Annotated in this window: 12 protein-coding genes; 10 read left to right on the top strand and 2 right to left on the bottom strand. The window is 71.5% G+C overall.

Annotation, left to right across the window (positions count from 1 at the left end; translation table 11 throughout):
* The first annotated feature begins 3 nt into the window (after window positions 1-3).
* The 6 genes from ACFVXA_RS30165 (at window position 4) to ACFVXA_RS30190 (ending at window position 7,359) form a co-directional block, all read left to right on the top strand.
* On the top strand, window positions 4-2,247 hold the full coding sequence (locus tag ACFVXA_RS30165) for an MMPL family transporter (protein ID WP_390027701.1): 2,244 nt from the start codon (window positions 4-6) through the stop codon (window positions 2,245-2,247).
* Complete coding sequence (locus tag ACFVXA_RS30170) at window positions 2,225-2,800, top strand: GNAT family protein (protein ID WP_362026468.1); 576 nt, start codon at window positions 2,225-2,227, stop codon at window positions 2,798-2,800. The genes ACFVXA_RS30165 and ACFVXA_RS30170 overlap by 23 nt, the downstream gene beginning before the upstream one ends.
* Before the next feature lie 35 nt (window positions 2,801-2,835).
* Complete coding sequence (locus ACFVXA_RS30175) at window positions 2,836-3,444, top strand: hypothetical protein (protein ID WP_362026471.1); 609 nt, start codon at window positions 2,836-2,838, stop codon at window positions 3,442-3,444.
* A 188-nt stretch (window positions 3,445-3,632) separates the two neighbouring features.
* Window positions 3,633-3,827, top strand: a complete 195-nt coding sequence (locus tag ACFVXA_RS30180) for a hypothetical protein (protein ID WP_362026474.1) — start codon at window positions 3,633-3,635, stop codon at window positions 3,825-3,827.
* Window positions 3,828-3,970: 143 nt separating this feature from the next.
* Window positions 3,971-7,024, top strand: a complete 3,054-nt coding sequence (locus tag ACFVXA_RS30185; protein ID WP_390027703.1) for an AAA family ATPase — start codon at window positions 3,971-3,973, stop codon at window positions 7,022-7,024.
* Window positions 7,025-7,071: 47 nt separating this feature from the next.
* Window positions 7,072-7,359 (top strand): DUF6191 domain-containing protein, encoded by a 288-nt coding sequence (locus tag ACFVXA_RS30190; protein ID WP_389513642.1) that lies wholly within the window; start codon window positions 7,072-7,074, stop codon window positions 7,357-7,359.
* Window positions 7,360-7,545: 186 nt separating this feature from the next.
* Here the strand turns inward: ACFVXA_RS30190 and ACFVXA_RS30195 are convergent, their stop codons facing one another.
* Both ACFVXA_RS30195 and ACFVXA_RS30200 read right to left on the bottom strand, forming a co-directional pair.
* Window positions 7,546-8,715, bottom strand: a complete 1,170-nt coding sequence (locus tag ACFVXA_RS30195) for a PQQ-dependent sugar dehydrogenase (RefSeq protein ID WP_390027705.1) — start codon at window positions 8,713-8,715, stop codon at window positions 7,546-7,548.
* Between the two features lie 105 nt (window positions 8,716-8,820).
* Window positions 8,821-9,828, bottom strand: coding sequence for an aldo/keto reductase (locus tag ACFVXA_RS30200; RefSeq protein WP_362026486.1), 1,008 nt, complete (start codon window positions 9,826-9,828; stop codon window positions 8,821-8,823).
* Between the two features lie 76 nt (window positions 9,829-9,904).
* Here ACFVXA_RS30200 and ACFVXA_RS30205 point away from each other — a divergent pair, with 76 nt between their 5' ends.
* The 4 genes from ACFVXA_RS30205 to ilvN all read left to right on the top strand — a co-directional run bounded on the left by ACFVXA_RS30205 (window position 9,905) and on the right by ilvN (window position 16,950).
* Window positions 9,905-10,846: a 2-hydroxyacid dehydrogenase gene (locus tag ACFVXA_RS30205; protein WP_383742917.1), complete on the top strand. Its 942-nt coding sequence runs from the start codon at window positions 9,905-9,907 to the stop codon at window positions 10,844-10,846.
* Window positions 10,847-11,066: 220 nt separating this feature from the next.
* Complete coding sequence (locus ACFVXA_RS30210; RefSeq protein WP_390027708.1) at window positions 11,067-14,318, top strand: putative bifunctional diguanylate cyclase/phosphodiesterase; 3,252 nt, start codon at window positions 11,067-11,069, stop codon at window positions 14,316-14,318.
* A 227-nt stretch (window positions 14,319-14,545) separates the two neighbouring features.
* Entirely contained in the window at window positions 14,546-16,402 is a 1,857-nt protein-coding gene (locus tag ACFVXA_RS30215; RefSeq protein WP_362026495.1) for an acetolactate synthase large subunit, read from the top strand.
* 20 nt (window positions 16,403-16,422) lie between these two features.
* The gene (gene ilvN / locus ACFVXA_RS30220) at window positions 16,423-16,950 is read left to right on the top strand and encodes an acetolactate synthase small subunit (RefSeq protein WP_362026499.1); all 528 of its coding nucleotides are present in this window, start codon (window positions 16,423-16,425) and stop codon (window positions 16,948-16,950) included.
* The last annotated feature ends 45 nt before the right edge of the window (window positions 16,951-16,995 follow it).

The following is a 16,995-nucleotide window of genomic DNA, read 5'->3' on the forward strand; positions in this document are numbered from 1 at the left end:
CCGTTGGTAGCCCTCGCACGCTGGTGTGTACGGCACCGCCTCGTCGTCGTTCTGCTGTGGCTCCTCGCCCTCGGCTCAGTCACCGCCGTCGCTGCCGTCACCGGCTCCGCCTACTCGAACGACTACGAGGCACCCGGCACCGAGTCGGGCCGCGCCACCCAGCTCCTGCGCGACGGCTTCCCGGGCCTCGGCGGCGACAGCGACACCGTGGTCTGGCACACCACCCCGGGCGGCGTGCGCTCCGCCGACGTCGAACAGACGATGACCCGCACCCTCGACCGCATCGCGGGCCTGCCCGGCGTGGCCTCCGTCGTCAGCCCGTACGAGCGCCGGGGCGCCGGCCGGATCAGCGCCGACGGCCGTACGGCCTACGCCACCGTCACCTTCGACGCCCAGGCGGAGCACATCGGCAAGGGTGAGGCCCGGGCCGTCGTGAACGCCGCCAAGGCCGCCGGGACCGACGGCCTCCAGGTGGAGCTGGGCGGCAGCGCCATCGGGCTGACCGCGTCCTCGGGCGGCCACCTCGCCGAGGTCGTCGGCGTGGTCGTCGCCGCCGTGGTCCTCTTCCTCGCCTTCGGCTCGCTCGCCGCCGCCCTGCTGCCCATCGCCACCGCCCTGGTCGGCGTAGGTACCGCGTACGCCTCCATCGTGCTCCTCGGGCACGCCATGACCGTCGCCGCCTTCGCCCCCATGCTCGGCATGCTCATCGGACTCGGCGTCGGAATCGACTACGCGCTGTTCATCGTGACCCGGCACCGGCGCGGGCTGAAACGCGGCCTCCCGGTGGCCGAGGCCGCACGCAACGCCGTCGCCACCACCGGGCGCGCGGTCGTCTTCGCGGGCGCCACCGTCTGCATCGCCCTGCTCGGCATGATCATCCTGCGGCTCGGCTTCCTCAACGGCGTCGCGATCGCCGCCTCCTTGACCGTCGTCCTCACCGTCGTGGCCTCCGTGACCCTGCTGCCCGCGCTGCTCTCCTTCCTCGGACCGCGCGCGCTCAGCCGCCGCGAGGGGCGCGGGCTGGACGAGCACGGGCCGGAGCCTGAACTGCCGACCGGACTCGCCGCCCGCTGGTCCGTCTTCGTGGAACGGCACCCCAAGCTGCTCGGCGCCCTCGCCGTGGCCGTCATGGCGCTGCTCGCCCTGCCCACGCTCTCCCTCCACCTGGGCACCTCGGACCAGGGCAACGACCCGAGACCGACGACCACGCGCCAGGCGTACGACCTCCTCGCGGAGGGCTTCGGGCCGGGCGTGAACGGGCCCCTCACCCTCGTCACGAAGGTCGGCGGCGCCGACGACAAGCTCGCCCTCGACCATCTGGACGCCACGCTCCGGGAGACCGAGGGTGTCGCCTCGGTGACCCCGGTGACGTACGACACCAGTGGCGACACGGCGTACCTCACCCTCGTCCCGGACTCCGCGCCGCAGTCCCGGAAGACCAGCGAACTCGTCACCAGGCTGCGTACCGGCGTCCTGCCCCGTGCCGAGGCGGACACCGCGCTCGATGTGCACGTCGGCGGGGTGACGGCCGGCTACGACGACTTCGCCGACGTCATCGTCGGCAAACTCCCGCTCTTCGTGGGCGTCGTGATCGGCCTCGGCTGCGTCCTGCTGCTGCTCGCCTTCCGCTCGATCGGGATCCCCCTCAAGGCCGCCGCGATGAACATCGCCGCCGTCGCCGCCGCCTTCGGAGTGGTCGTCGCGATCTTCCAGTGGGGCTGGGGCGGCGAGCTGCTCGGCCTCGGCCGCGCCGGGCCGATCGAGCCCTTCCTGCCCGTGATCATGGTGTCGGTCCTCTTCGGGCTCTCCATGGACTACCAGGTGTTCCTGATCAGCCGGATGTACGAGGAGTGGCTGGAGACCGGCGACAACCGGCGCGCCGTCCGTGTCGGCCTCGCCGAGACCAGCCGCGTGATCAACTCCGCCGCCGTCATCATGATCTCGGTCTTCCTCGCCTTCGTGCTCAGCGGCGACCGCGTCATCGCGATGTTCGGCATCGCCCTCGCCTCCGCCGTCGCCCTCGACGCCTTCGTCCTGCGCACGCTCCTGGTGCCCGCCCTGATGCACCTGCTGGGCGGCGCCAACTGGTGGCTGCCCCGCCGGCTCGACCAGCTACTGCCGCGCATCAGCATCGAGCCGCCCGAGTGCCGCGCCGCGCATGAGAGGCTGGCCGCGGCGACGGACGCCGAGGTGGCGGACGTACTGGAAAAGGAGCGGCAGCGGGATGTACGCGATATCTCTGGGTGACGACGGTGCCGAACTGCGCCCCTTGGAGCCGTGGCACGCCGAGGAGTTCCTGGCGCACCTGGACCGCGGCAGGGAGTTCGTCCAGCAGTTCATCCCCTTCGGGTCGACGACCACGGACATGGCCTCCGCGCGGGAACACCTCCAGAGGTACGCCGACATGCGCGCCGCCGACACCGGGTCCCTGCACGGCCTGTGGCTGGAGGGCAAACTCGTGGGTGGCGTGCTCTTCCTGAACTTCGACGCCGAGAACGGCAACTGCGAGGTCGGGTGCTGGCTGGAGCCCGCCGGCACGGGACGCGGACTGGTCACGCGCGCGATGCGGATCCTCCTCGACTGGGCGGTCGAGGAGCGCGGCATCCACCGGATCGAATGGGTCGCCGCCTCGGGCAACCACCCGAGCCTGAACGTGGCCCGGCGGCTGGGGATGACCCGGGACGGGATACGGCGGGAAAGCCACCCCTATCGGGGCGTACGGCACGACCTGGAGGTGTGGTCCGTCCTCGCCCCCGAGTGGCGCGAGGCACGCGCGCGCGGCGCCCACAGCGATCATTAAGGAACTTCTCAGAGAGCGTCCGTACGGTGCGGGGCATGGGAACCAAGACAGTTGACGAGGCCGTGAACGAGAACGGCACCGAGGCGAAGAGCGACCAGGAGACCGTGGACGTCACGAAGGCCGACGCACCTGCGGAGACCGAGGCCCGGAGCGAGGCCGACACCGAGGCCGCGGGCGAGGAGCAGGACGAGATCGAGGAGCAGGACGAGACCGAGGAGGGCGGCGCCGCCCCCGAGGCCGCGGAGGGCACCTCCGGAATCGGCCAGGGTGCCGCCGCCGTCGTCTCCGCCGGGCTCGGCCTCGTGTCGCTCAGCGGCAGCTGGGTCGCCACCGTGGCCGCCGCGCGCGAGACGCTCGTGGGACAGCTGCAGACCTCACAGAGCGCGAGCGTCGCCAAGCAGGTCAAGGAGGTCTACGGCGATGCCTGGACGACCACCGCGGTGGTCGGCGGCCTCTTCGCGCTGGCCGCGCTGATCGTCGGCGTCGTCGTCCTGGTCCGGCCCGCCTTCGGCGCCCCGGGCAAGCCGCAGGCCGCCTGGATCAAGTCGGTCGCCTGGGCGGGTGTCTCGCTCGGTGTCATCGGCCTGGTGCTCGCGGTCGCCAAGTACTCCGACATCCTGCTCGGACTGCCGTCCACCAGCTGAATCTCCCTCCGCATTCCACACACCTCTGAGGGGCCTTAGGGCCGGCCTGAGTCACCCACGGCCGCCCTAAGGCCCTTCGCGTGCGCAAGATGCGGAACTCTCCCGATGTGGCGCACCCCCCTGGGAGACGAAGGTTGAGGCATCGCGAACGAGCGAGACCGAAACCGACTCTTCCCGAGGGGTACGAGATGTTCGAGCACGAGCTTCACCAGATCCGATCCGCCCAGCTGATCCGCGAGGCCCAGGACTTCCGGCTGGCACAGGAGGCCCTCCGCGACCGCCGGGCCGCCCGCCGCGCCGAGCGCGAGTCCAGGCAGAACGAAACGGAGGGGCAGGACCATAGCCACCGTCCCCGCCGGCACCGGTTCGCCCGCGCCGCGTGAGCGGCGGGGCAGGGGACGACGGCCGTACGGGGGTCGGTCGTCGTCCCGAGCCGGTACCGCCCGGACCACGCGCCGGCCTGCGGACAACCGGACCGCGCGCGGCCCCGCGGATAACCGGTGCCGCACTGTCGGACCCCTGTGCGATGCTCGGGCCTGTGGAGACCAGGTCCGTCAGCCCGGTGTTCGTCGGACGCACCGACGAACTGGGGGTGTTGAACGATGCGCTCGCCCGCGCCGCCGCGGGCGAGCCGCAGGCGTTGCTGCTCGGCGGCGAGGCCGGGGTCGGAAAGACCCGCCTGATCGAGGAGTTCGCCGCCGCGGCCGCCCGCGAGGGCGCCGTCGTCGCCTGCGGGGGCTGCGTGGAGATCGGCGCCGACGGACTGCCGTTCGCCCCCTTCTCCACCGCCCTGCGCGCCCTGCGCCGCACCCTCCCCGAGGAACTGGCCGCCGCGGCCGCGGGCCAGGAGGAGGAGCTGGCCCGGCTCCTGCCCGAGCTGGGCGAAGCCACCGCGGGACGGCCCTACGACGAGGAGGGCATGGCCCGCCTCTTCGAACTCACCGTCCGTCTCCTGGAGCGCGTCGCCGCCGACCGCACGGTCGTCGTCGTCCTCGAAGACCTGCACTGGGCCGACGCCTCCACCCGCCACCTGCTCGCCTACCTCTTCCGCACCCTGCGCGGCGGTCGCCTGGTCGTCGTGGCCAGTTACCGCGCCGACGACATCCACCGCCGCCACCCGCTGCGCCCCCTGCTCGCCGAACTCGACCGGCTGCGCACGGTCCGCCGCATCGAACTCGGGCGCTTCAGCCGCGCTGAGGTCGGCCGCCAGATCGCCGGCATCCTCGCCCAGGAACCCGACCCGGCCCAGGTCGACGAGATCTTCGCCCGCTCCGACGGCAACGCGTTCTTCGTCGAGGAACTCGCCGTCGCCGCCCACCACGGATGTCGTACGGGGCTCACGGACACCCTGCGCGACCTGCTCCTCGTACGCGTCGAAGGCCTGCCGGAGAGCGCCCAGCGCGTCGCCCGGATCGTCGCCGAGGGCGGCTCCACCGTCGAATATCCGCTGCTGGCCGCCGTGGCCCGGCTCTGCGAGGACGACCTCATCGAGGCGCTGCGGGCCGCCGTCGGCGCCAACATCCTGCTGGCCTCGCCCGGCGGCGACGGCTACCGCTTCCGCCACTCCCTGGTCCGCGAGGCCGTCAGCGACGACCTGCTGCCCGGCGAGCGCTCCCGCTTCAACCGCCGGTACGCCGAGGCCCTGGAGGCCGACCCGACGCTCGTACCGCCAGGCGAGCGGTCCACCCGCCTGGCCAGCTACTGGTACCACGCCCATGACGCCGCCAAGGCGCTGCCCACCGTCCTCATCGCCGCCGCCGAGGCCCGCCGCCGCCACGCCCATTCCGAGCAACTGGGTCTCCTGGAGCGGGCGATGGAGCTGTGGGACGTCGCCCCCGAGGCCGTACGGGCCGAACTGCGCCCCGTCGACCACGTGGAGGCCTTTCCCCCCTGCGGCTGCGACCCGGAGACCACGCCCCTGCGGTACATCGACCTGATGGCCGAGGCAGCCGTCGCGGGCCGACTCGGCGGAATGCGCGAACGCGCCCTGAAGATCTGCAAGAAGGCGCTGCGACTCCTGGAGGACGAGGACGACCCACTGCGCGCCGCCTGGTTCTGGGGCCAGCGCTCACGGCTGACACAGAGTCTGGCCCGCGGCGACGGCTGGCAGGAGCTCGCCAAGGCCCAGGAGCTGGTGCGGGGCCTTCCGCCGTCGGAGGTGCACGCCGACGTCCTGTCCAACGTCGCCGCCTGGTGCATGCTCCATGAACCCGGCCCCGGCGCCCTCGCCGCCGCCGAGCGCGCCGTGCAGTACGCGCGCATGGTGGGCGCCCAGGAGATCGAGCTGAACGCCCGGCTCACGCTCGGCGGTCTGATGCTCGACTCGGGGGACGTCGAGGCGGGGCTCGCGGAGATGTACGAGGTCAAGGACCACGTGATGCGGCACGGCGCCTCCCTCGTCATGGGGCGCCTGCACATCAACCTGCCCTCCCATCTGGAGTCCGTCGGCCGCTCCCGCGAGGCCGTTGCGATCCTGCGCGAGGGCGTCGAACTCGCCCGGAAGAACGGCCTGTTGGACACCAAGGCCTGGGTGTGGGGCAACCTCTCGGAGTCGCTCCAGGCGCTCGGCCAGTGGGACGAAGCCGCCGAGGCCGGGCGGAAGGTGCTGGGCGTCGGACTCATCGGCAAGGCCTCCGGCGTCGGCGCCAGCCGCCTGGCGAACCTCGCGCTCGCCCGCGGCGACCTCGCCGAGTCGACGCGGCAACTGGCCGCGGCCCGCGCCCACTTCGGCACCCACGACCCCGCCCCACAGCACTCCCTGCCGCTGGTGGCCACCGAGATCGGCATCGCCGCCGGCGAGGGCCGCCTCCTGGACGCCCGCGCCGCCCTGACACAGGCGCTGGACGCGGGCTTCCCGCCCGGCACCCAGCGTTACGGCTGGCCCCTGCTGCTCGCCGCCGCCATCGCGGAGGCCGACGCGCGCGGGCTGCCCGCCGCCGGACCGGGCCGCGCCGAGACCCTGGAGCGCATCCGCACGGCCGCGAAGTCCCTGGCCGCCGGCGCGCCCGTCTGGGTCGCGCACGAGGCATGGGTGCGCGCCGAACTCCACCGCGCCGAAGGCGTGCTCGTCCCGCAGACCTGGTCCGAGGTGGTCACCGTCTTCGAACCCCTGGAGCGCCCCTACGACCTCGCCCGCGTCCGGCACCGCCTCGCCGAGGCCCTCTTGACCTCGGGCACGGACGACGACGACCGCGACCGTGCCACGGAACTCCTCCGTCTGGCCCGTGCCGCCGCCGACCACCTCGGCGCCCGCCCGCTCGCCGACGCCGTCGCCCTGCTCGCCCAGCGGGCCCGCCTCACCCTGGCCCACCTCCCCGAACCGTCCCGTCTCGCCCCCGTCGAGCCGGCCGAGGCGCTCGGCCTCACCAGCCGCGAACGCGACGTCCTCCGCCTTGTCGCCGCCGGCCGCAGCAACCGCCAGATCGCCGAGGAACTCTTCATCTCCCCGAAGACGGCCAGCGTCCACGTCTCGAACATCCTGGCCAAGCTGGACGTCTCAGGACGGGGAGAGGCGGCCGCGCTGGCGCATCGGTTGCGGCTGTTTCCGCCGGAGGCCCCCGCTGCCCAGGCGGCCGGCTGACGCCTACGCTGTAACGGATCCGGGCCGAGGGAGGCGCCGTGTTCAACATGTTCGAGGAGTTGTTCGCACCAGGACGCAAGCACACCAACGACGAACGCAAACGCCTGGAACTGACCCGCGTGGACCTGAACGACGGCGACCCGGGCCGCGGCCCCATAGACCTGTCGTCGGGCAAGGTGGTCGTACGACTGCCGAAGCAGGATCCGGAACAGGGGGAGGCGAGCACGGGGGAGTCGGGCGCAGGGGAGGCGGGCCCCGGGGAGCCGGGCCCCGGGGAGGCGAGCGCGGGGCAGGGGCCCGCGCCGCGGCAGGGGCCCGCGTCGGAGGCCGAGTAGGTGTCGGAGGCCGAGCCCGCGTCGCAGACCGGGCCGGCGTCGCAGGCCGAGCAGGTGTTACAGACCGGGCCGGCGTCGCAGGCCGAGTAGGTGTCGCCGGCCGAGCAGGTGTCGCAGAACCGAGCCCGCGTCGCAGCCGGACGAGTCCTGAGTGGGGCCCGGAGCGCCTACCTCAGTCTTCTCCCGCTACTTCACCTCCAGCTCCAGAATCCTGTCGTCCCCCTGCCCGGGGCTCCCTCGCCCGTCCGTCTCGCTCGTCGTCAGCCAGAGTTTGTCGCCGCCCGCGGAGACGACCGTGCGGAGGCGGCCGTACTTGCCCGTGAGGAAGGCCTCGGGGGCGGCGGAGGTCTTGGTGCCGTTCAGCGGTATGCGCCACAGGCGTTCGCCCTTGAGGCCCGCCATCCAGATGGAGCCCTTGGCGTAGGCGATGCCGCTGGGGGAGGCCTCGTCGGTGTGCCACTGGGCGACCGGGTCGTGGTACCTGGGGTTGTCGCCCTTGCCCTCGACCACCGGCCAGCCGTAGTTGTCGCCCGGCTTGATCTGGTTGAGCTCGTCCCAGGTGTCCTGGCCGAACTCGGAGGCCCACAGGCGCTGCTTGTCGTCCCAGGCGAGGCCCTGGACATTACGGTGCCCGTACGAGTAGACGACCGAGTCGCCGAAGGGATTGCCCGGCGCGGGCTCGCCGTCCGGCGTCATCCGCAGGATCTTGCCGCCCAGTGCCTTCTTGTCCTGGGCCTGCCCACGGTCACCGGTCTCGCCCGCGCCCGCGTACAGCATCTTGTCCGGGCCGAACGCGATCCGCCCGCCGTTGTGGATCATTCCCTTGGGGATGCCCTTGAAGATGGTGTCCGGTGCGCCCAGCTGCTCGCCGGGCGGCTTCTGCGCGTCGTACAGCATGCGGACGATGCGGTTGTCCGAGGCCGTCGTGAAGTAGGCGTAGACCATGTGGTCGGAGGCGTAGTCAGGGGAGAGCGCTATGCCCAGGAGGCCGCCCTCTCCGGCGGGCGCGACCCCCGGCACCTGGCCCAGCTCCGTCTTCTTGCCGGACTCCTCGTCGACCCGTGTGATCGTCCCCTCGTCCCGCGAGGAGACCAGCAGGCCGCCCTCGGGCAGCGGGGCGAGGCCCCAGGGGCTCTTGAGGTCCTCGGTGACGGTGCGCAGGACCTTCACCGAACCCTTGGCGGGCGGTGTCTCCTCGGCGGGCCGCCCCGAGGACGACGCCCCCGGCTTCGCACTCCCCGCGCTCGGGAACACGCTCCCGAGGTCCGGCTTTCCCCCGCCGTCGGAGGAACAGCCGGCCGTCACCAGGAGCGTGGCCGCGGCCAACACGACTGTCACTACTCGACGTTGCACCATCAGGGTCCCTTCGACGCGGCGGTCCTACTGTTCATACACCGCTCGCGCCTCACGGGTTCCCGATCACGGGCACCCCATCCGTCCCGCGCTCCGGACAGGCCCTCGCTAGTCCCAGGATCCCCGCGCCCCCGGCAACCCCGCCACCTCCGCGAGATCCTCCGGCGTCAGCCGCAGCCCGGCCGCCCCCGCGTTCTCGGTGACCCAGCGCTCCCGCTTGGCCCCGGGCACCGGCACCACGTGCGGCCCCTGGGCCAGCACCCACGCCAGTGCCACCTGCGCGGGCGTGACCGCCCTCTCGTGGTCCCCGTGCCGCCGGGCGATGCGCCGCAGCCCGGCGACGACGGGCTGGTTCGCGGCCATCATCTCGGCGGTGAAGCGGGGGTGGCGGGCGCGTACGTCGTCGGGCTCGAAGCCCTCACCGGGGGTGAGCGTGCCGGTCAGGAAGCCGTTGCCGAGCGGCATCGCGGCGAGGAAGCCGACCCCGCGCACCGCGCACCACGGCAGCAGCGCGTCCAGCGCCTCCGTCGACCACACCGACAGTTCCGCCTCCACGGCGCTCACAGGGAAGACCTGCTGCACCCGCTCCAACTGCCGGATCGTTCCGTCGTGCAACCGCGCCCCCGAGCGGCGGCCGGACCGGGCACCCACCGCGCACAGCCCGAGCGAGCGCACCTTTCCGGCCGCGACGAGTTCGGCCATGGCGCCCCAGGTCTCCTCGACCGGAACCTCCGGGTCCGCGCGGTGCAGCTGATAGAGGTCGATCACATCCGTCTGGAGGCGTCGCAGCGAGGCGTCGCAAGCCCGCTTCACATACCCGGGGCGGCCATTGGCCACGATGTGCTGCTCACCCACCAGCAGCCCGACCTTGGTCGACACGAAGGCCTCGGAGCGCCGCTCCCTCAGCACCCGCCCCAGGAGCAGCTCGTTGGTGAAGGGGCCGTACATGTCGGCCGTGTCGAGCAGTGACGAGCCCAGGTCGAGCGCCGTGTGCACCGCGCGCAGCGACTCCTCACCGCGCTGCCGCGAACCGGTGTACGCCCAGCTCATCGGCATGCATCCGAGCCCGACCGCCCCCACATCGAGCGCCGCCGCCCCGATCGTCCTGCGCTCCACCTCGCCGTGACCCTCCCTCTGCTGGCTCCCCAACCTAACCTCTGCGCGGGCGGGTGCTTCGCATAGCCTCCTGACCATGACTTCCGATGTGTGGCTTCCGTTTCACGCCGACGAGATCGACGGCCTCCCCGAGGGCCTCAACTACCGCTTCTGGGACGGCGACCAGGAGTTTCCCGCACGACCTGCGGACTGCGCCTTCTATGTCGTGCCCTATATGAAGCCGCCCGCCGTCGCGCAGCGGCCGATGGCCGAACTGACCTCGGTCCAGGTCGTGCAGACCCTCTCCGCCGGGATCGACCACGTCCTGCCGAGCCTGAAGTTCCTGCGCCCGGGTGTGCGGTTGTGCAACGCCCAGGGGGTGCACGAGGCGAGCACCGGCGAGCTCACCCTCGCCCTGATCCTCGCCTCGCTGCGTGGCATCCCCGGTTTCGTACGGGGCCAGGACAAGGAGGAGTGGCGCTCGGGGTTCTATCCCGCACTGGCCGACAAGTCCGTCCTGATCGTCGGGTACGGGTCGATCGGGTCCGCGATCGAGGACCGGCTCGCGCCCTTCGAGCTCGCGCGGGTGGCGCGCGTCGCGCGCTCAGAGCGCACCACGGCGCGCGGTCCGGTGCATCCGCTCACTGAACTGCCTTCTCTGCTGCCCGAAGCCGACGTCGTGGTGCTCTCGACGCCCCTCACGGAGAGCACGCGAGGCCTGGTCAACGCCGATTTCCTGTCCCGGATGAAGGACGGCGCGCTCCTGGTGAACGTCGCCCGCGGCCCCGTCGTCGACACCAAGGCGCTCCTCGCCGAGCTGGAGAGCGGGCGTATCACCGCGGCCCTCGACGTCACCGATCCCGAGCCGCTGCCGAAGGGACACCCCTTGTGGCACGCGCCCGGCGTGCTCATCAGCCCCCATGTCGGGGGGCCCACCTCGGCGTTCCTGCCGCGCGCCAAGCGGCTCCTGGCAGATCAGCTGAACCGTTTCGTGAACCGGGAGCCGCTGCGGAACGTGGTCTCTACCACCGGCGCATAAGTCATGCGCGGTGCGCTCCCCGTCCGCTTCGAGCACCCTCCGCAGTTCCCCGAATGCGGGCCGTACCGGCATCCTCCCTGGTCGTCACGGAGCGTAGAGGAACTATGTCCCTGAGTGACGAGACTGGTGTATCGTCCCGACAGGGGCTGCGCCGCGCACCGTTCGGCGCCGGGGATGGACATTTCAGACTGCGAGGGGGGCGACGGGCGATGCACGGCCTATGGACCAACGATCCGACGCGGCGGGGCCGCCGACGACCCTGGCGCGCGGCCACGCGCAGACGAGGCCACAGCGGTCATGGCGGCCACGGTGGTCACAGCGGTCATGGTGGTCACAGCGGCCACGGTGGTCAGCACCACCGTCGGCACAGCGGCCGCCGGAGGCACGCGCACCCAGCGCACGTGGACCAGCGGGACCCCGGAGTGCGGACCGGGTGGGCCCCGTGAGTTCCCCGGGGGCGCTGCTGACCCGCCGACCGGTCCTCGGCTGCGGGACGGGCCTGCTCTCGCAGCTCGTTCTGGCCCTGCTGTGCGGGGGCTACGCCGTCGGTTCCGCGTTCGGCTGGGGCTCCGCGAGTCTCGCGCTGATCATGGGCGACTTCGGACTGAGCGCCGCGGCGGGCACCGCGGCGGTCTCCTGCTTCCTCTACGCCCGTAACCGTGGCAGCCGTTTTCGACCCGCGTGGCTGCTCTTCTCGCTCTCCTCCGCCATGGCGTCGCTCGGGAACCTGGTCTGGGGGTGGTACGAGGTCGTCCTCGCCAGCCCCGTGCCCAGCCCGAGCTATGCCGACCTGTTCTTCCTGTGCTTCGCGCCGCCCGCCATCGTAGGACTGCTCGTGCTCGCCAAGAGGCCCGTCACCAAGGCGGGCTGGGTGTGCCTCGCGCTGGACGCCTGGCTGATCGGCGGCTCGCTGCTCACGCTGTCGTGGAGCCTGGCGCTCGCCCAGGCCGCGAAGTTCGACGGGCCCAGCGTCGCGCACACCGCGCTGTCGCTGGCGTATCCGCTGCTGGACATCGCGCTGGTCAGCATGGTCCTCGCGCTGCACTTCCGCCGCTCGTCGGTGAACAGATCGGCGGTGAACACGGCGATCGGGGCACTCGCCCTGACCGTGATGTGCGACGCCCTGTTCACCTCGCCCCTCCTGCACAACAACTACCACTCCGGGCAGCTCCTCGACGCGGGGTGGTTCGCCGGCTCGCTGCTCCTCGCGTACGCCCCCTGGGTGGGCGCCCGGCACGGGCAGCCGGACGCCGACGGGCACGGTGTCGACGGCCACGCGCGCGTGGTGCACGAACACATCCCCGGACAGCGTCAAGAGGGACATCGGCAAGACGGACAGCGCGGACCGTACGGACAGCAAGGGCAGCACGGACACCAAGTGCAACGGCAAGAAGGTCAGCAGGGGGGACACACGCACGTGCCCCCGCAGGGAGGAGGCCACGACCGGTATCCGGCCACGCGCCCGATCGCCGGATCACTGGCCGCGCTCACGCCTTATCTGGCCGCCGCCGTCTGCACCCTGGGAATCCTCTACAACGTCCTGAACGGCCGAAACGTGGACCGCGTGGTGCTCATCACCGCCGGCCTGGTCGTCCTCGCCCTCGTCGTGCGCCAGGGCATCATGCTGCTCGACAACATCACCCTCACGCAGGAGCTGGCCCAGAAGGAGAACCACTTCCGCTCCCTCGTGCAGGGCTCCAGCGACGTCATCATGATCGCCGCGCCGAACGGCATCCTGCGGTACGTCAGCCCGGCCGCCGCCGGGGTCTACGGCCGGGACGCCGACGAGCTCGTCGGCTCCGAGCTCGCCTCGCTCATCCACCCCGAGGACCTCGGCTGCGTGGTGCACGAAGTGCGACGCTTCCTGGCCGCCAGCCACATCGAGGAGCCCACGACCCGCATCGAGTGCCGTTTCCGGTCCGGCGACGGCGGCTGGCTCAACGTGGAGTCCACCGTCAACCGGCACCACGGCGGCCTCATCTTCAACAGCCGTGACGTGACCGAACGGGTGCGTCTGCAGGCGCAGTTGCAGCACAACGCCGAGCACGACCCGCTCACCGACCTGCCCAACCGCGCGCTGTTCACCCGGCGTGTCCAGCAGGCGCTGTCCGGCCGCCGCTCCACCGACCGCGGCACCGCCGTGCTCTTCATCGATCTCGACGGCTTCAAGGCGGTCAACGACACCATCGGTCACCAGGCGGGCGACGAGCTCCTCGTCCAGGCCGCCCGCAGACTCCAGGACTCGGTGCGGCAGGGTGACACCGCCGCCCGCCTCGGCGGCGACGAGTTCGCGGCCCTGATCGTCGGCGACGGCGGCCGCGACCGCGCCGCCCGCGAGCAGCAGATCCTGGAGCTCGCCGACCGCCTGCGGGTCAAGCTCTCGCACCCGTACGCCATCGACGGCAACGATGTCCGGGTCGCCGCGTCCATCGGCGTCGGCTTCGCCGAACCGGGCCTCGGCGCGGGCGAGCTGCTGCGCAACGCCGACCTCGCCATGTACCGCGCCAAGGCGGCCGGCAAGGGCCGCGTCGAGCTGTACGCGCCCCAGATGCAGCAGGACGTCGTACGGAAGGCGGAGCTGGCCACCCGGCTGCGCTCCGCCCTTCAGGACGGCGAGTTCACCCTGCTGCACCAGCCCGTGGTGTCGCTGGAGAGCGGCCGGATCGCCTCGGTCACCGCGCAGGCGCGCTGGCGCTCCTCCCAGGGGGTGTTGTTCACACCCGCCGAGTTCCTGCGGGTCGCCGAGGACAGCGACAAGACCGCCGAGCTGGGCCGCTGGATGCTGGAGGAGGCGATCGAGCAGGCCGCCCAGCGCGCCGCCGTGGGCGGCACGGTGCCCGTCGCCGTCCGGATGAACGCCCGGCGGCTGCTGGACCGCTCCGGCCCCCTCGGCTCCGTGGAGGCCCTGCTGACCCGGCACGGGCTGCCCTCCGGCGCCCTGATCGTCGAGCTGTCGGACACCGATCCCCGGGTCTCCCTGGACGAGCTGGAGCGCCGCCTGAGCGCGCTCAGGCGGCTCGGCGTCCGGGTCGCCCTGGACGGCTTCGGCAGCGGCTATGCCGCCATCACGGCGCTGCGGCGGCTCCCCGTCGACGTACTGAGACTCGACCGCGGTCTCGTGGAGGGTGTCGTCGAGTCCGCCCGGCTGCACAAGATCACCAGCGGGCTGCTGCGGATCGCCGCCGATCTGGGGCTGCAGTCCGTGGCCGACGGGGTGGACCTTCCGGAGCAGGTCATCGCGTTGCGCGCGATGGGCTGTACCCATGGGCAGGGGATGGCCTTCTCCGGGCCGCTCGACGAGTACCGGCTGCGCAGAGCGCTGTCTTCCGGCCATTTTCCGGTGCCGCACGAGCCCGTGGAGCCCGCGTTCGCGGGCGGCGGCCCAGGGGTGTATACGGGTGGTGTGCCGGCGGTTTTCGGGAGCGGTACGGCCCTCCGCTCACATAATGAGACTCCCGTCCCACCTACTTGACAGTCAGTGCGTGCCGGGGGGAGGGTCAATGCCATGCGCACCCGAATTCTCGTACTTGGAAAGCGCGTCGGCTGAAGCTAGGTGGCCACCGGACGGACCCGGAACACCCAGCGACCGCACCCGGCGCGCTCCCCTCGCTTGCCTCACGGCACGAGGGGTTTTTTGTTGCACAGGCACCAGTCGTACACCGCACAAACCTCGCAAAAACCCTCAGCATCGAGAAGAGAATGCCGATGACCGAGCAGGCCACCGGGGCCCACCATCCGCAGCCGCGGCCCCGTTCCGGAGGACAGCAGTCCGCGCCCGAGCAGGTGACGGGTGCGAAGTCCCTCATCCGTTCTCTCGAGGAGGTCGGGGCCGACACGGTATTCGGCATTCCCGGCGGCGCGATCCTTCCGGCCTACGACCCGCTGATGGATTCCCGGCGGGTGCGGCACGTGCTCGTCCGGCACGAGCAGGGCGCGGGTCACGCGGCCACCGGTTACGCGCAGGCCACCGGCAAGGTCGGCGTCTGCATGGCCACCAGCGGCCCGGGCGCCACCAACCTGGTGACCCCGATCGCCGACGCGCACATGGACTCGGTGCCGCTCGTGGCGATCACCGGGCAGGTCGCGTCCAAGGCGATCGGCACCGACGCCTTCCAGGAGGCGGACATCGTCGGCATCACGATGCCGATCACCAAGCACAACTTCCTGGTGACCAAGGCCGAGGACATCCCGCGCACGATCGCGGAGGCCTTCCACATCGCCTCCACGGGCCGCCCGGGTCCCGTCCTCGTCGACATCGCCAAGGACGCCCTCCAGGCACAGACCACCTTCCAGTGGCCGCCCACCCAGGACCTGCCCGGCTACCGCCCGGTGACCAAGCCGCACGCCAAGCAGATCCGCGAGGCCGCCAAGCTGATCACCCAGGCCAGGCGTCCCGTCCTGTACGTCGGCGGCGGCGTGCTCAAGGCGAACGCCACCGCCGAGCTGAAGGTCCTCGCAGAACTCACCGGAGCGCCCGTCACCACCACCCTGATGGCGCTCGGCGCATTCCCCGACAGCCACCCGCTGCACGTGGGAATGCCGGGCATGCACGGTGCGGTCACCGCCGTCACCGCGCTGCAGAAGGCCGACCTGATCGTCGCCCTCGGAGCCCGCTTCGACGACCGCGTGACGGGCAAGCTCGACAGCTTCGCCCCGTTCGCCAAGATCGTCCACGCCGACATCGACCCGGCCGAGATCGGCAAGAACCGCGCCGCCGACGTGCCGATCGTCGGCGACGCCCGCGAGGTCATCGCCGACCTGGTCCAGGCGGTGCAGAAGGAGCACAGCGAGGGTCACACCGGCGACTACACCGCCTGGTGGAAGGACCTCAACCGCTGGCGGGAGACCTACCCGCTCGGCTACGAACAGCCCGACAACGGCTCGCTCTCGCCGCAGCAGGTCATCGAGCGCATCGGACAGCTCGCGCCCGAGGGCACGATCTTCGCCGCGGGCGTCGGCCAGCACCAGATGTGGGCCGCGCACTACATCCAGTACGAGAAGCCCGCGACCTGGCTGAACTCCGGCGGCGCCGGAACGATGGGCTACGCGGTCCCGGCCGCGATGGGCGCCAAGGCCGGTCGGCCGGACCAGACGGTCTGGGCGATCGACGGCGACGGCTGCTTCCAGATGACCAATCAGGAGCTCACCACCTGCGCCCTGAACAACATCCCGATCAAGGTCGCCATCATCAACAACGGCGCCCTCGGGATGGTCCGCCAGTGGCAGACCCTCTTCTACAACCAGCGCTACTCCAACACGGTGCTGCACTCGGGCCCCGAGGCGAGCGGCAAGGAGCCGAGCGCGGGCACCCGCGTCCCCGACTTCGTGAAGCTGTCGGAGGCCATGGGCTGCTACGCCATCCGCTGCGAGTCCCCGGACGACCTCGACAAGGTCATCGAAGAGGCGAACTCGATCAACGACCGCCCCGTCGTGATCGACTTCATCGTCCACGAGGACGCGATGGTGTGGCCGATGGTCGCCGCAGGCACCTCCAACGACGAGGTCATGTTCGCCCGGGACGTCCGCCCCGACTTCGGCGACAACGAAGACGACTGAGAGAGAGCCGAGTCAGACCCATGAGCAAGCACACCCTCTCCGTCCTCGTCGAGAACAAGCCCGGCATCCTCGCCCGGATCGCCGCCCTGTTCTCCCGGCGCGGCTTCAACATCGACTCGCTCGCCGTCGGTGTCACCGAGCACCCCGACATCTCCCGCATCACCATCGTGGTGAACGTGATCGAGGCACTCCCGCTCGAACAGGTCACCAAGCAGCTCAACAAGCTCGTCAACGTTCTGAAGATCGTCGAGCTGGAGCCGTCCGCGGCCGTGCAGCGTGAACTCGTTCTGGTGAAGGTGCGCGCCGACAACGAGACGCGCTCCCAGATCGTCGAGATCGTCCAGCTGTTCCGCGCCAAGACCGTGGACGTCTCCCCGGATGCCGTCACCATCGAGGCCACCGGCGGCAGCGACAAGCTGGAGGCCATGCTCAAGATGCTGGAGCCCTTCGGCGTCAAGGAGCTCGTCCAGTCCGGCACGATCGCGATCGGACGCGGAGCGCGTTCGATCACGGACCGCTCGCTGCGCGCGCTGGACCGATCCGCGTAAGTCTGGAAACGGGCGGCCGGCAGTCGCCGGCCGCCCGCATTCCGA

This window comes from Streptomyces sp. NPDC058246 (assembly GCF_042881985.1).
Classification (GTDB): Bacteria; Actinomycetota; Actinomycetes; order Streptomycetales; family Streptomycetaceae; genus Streptomyces.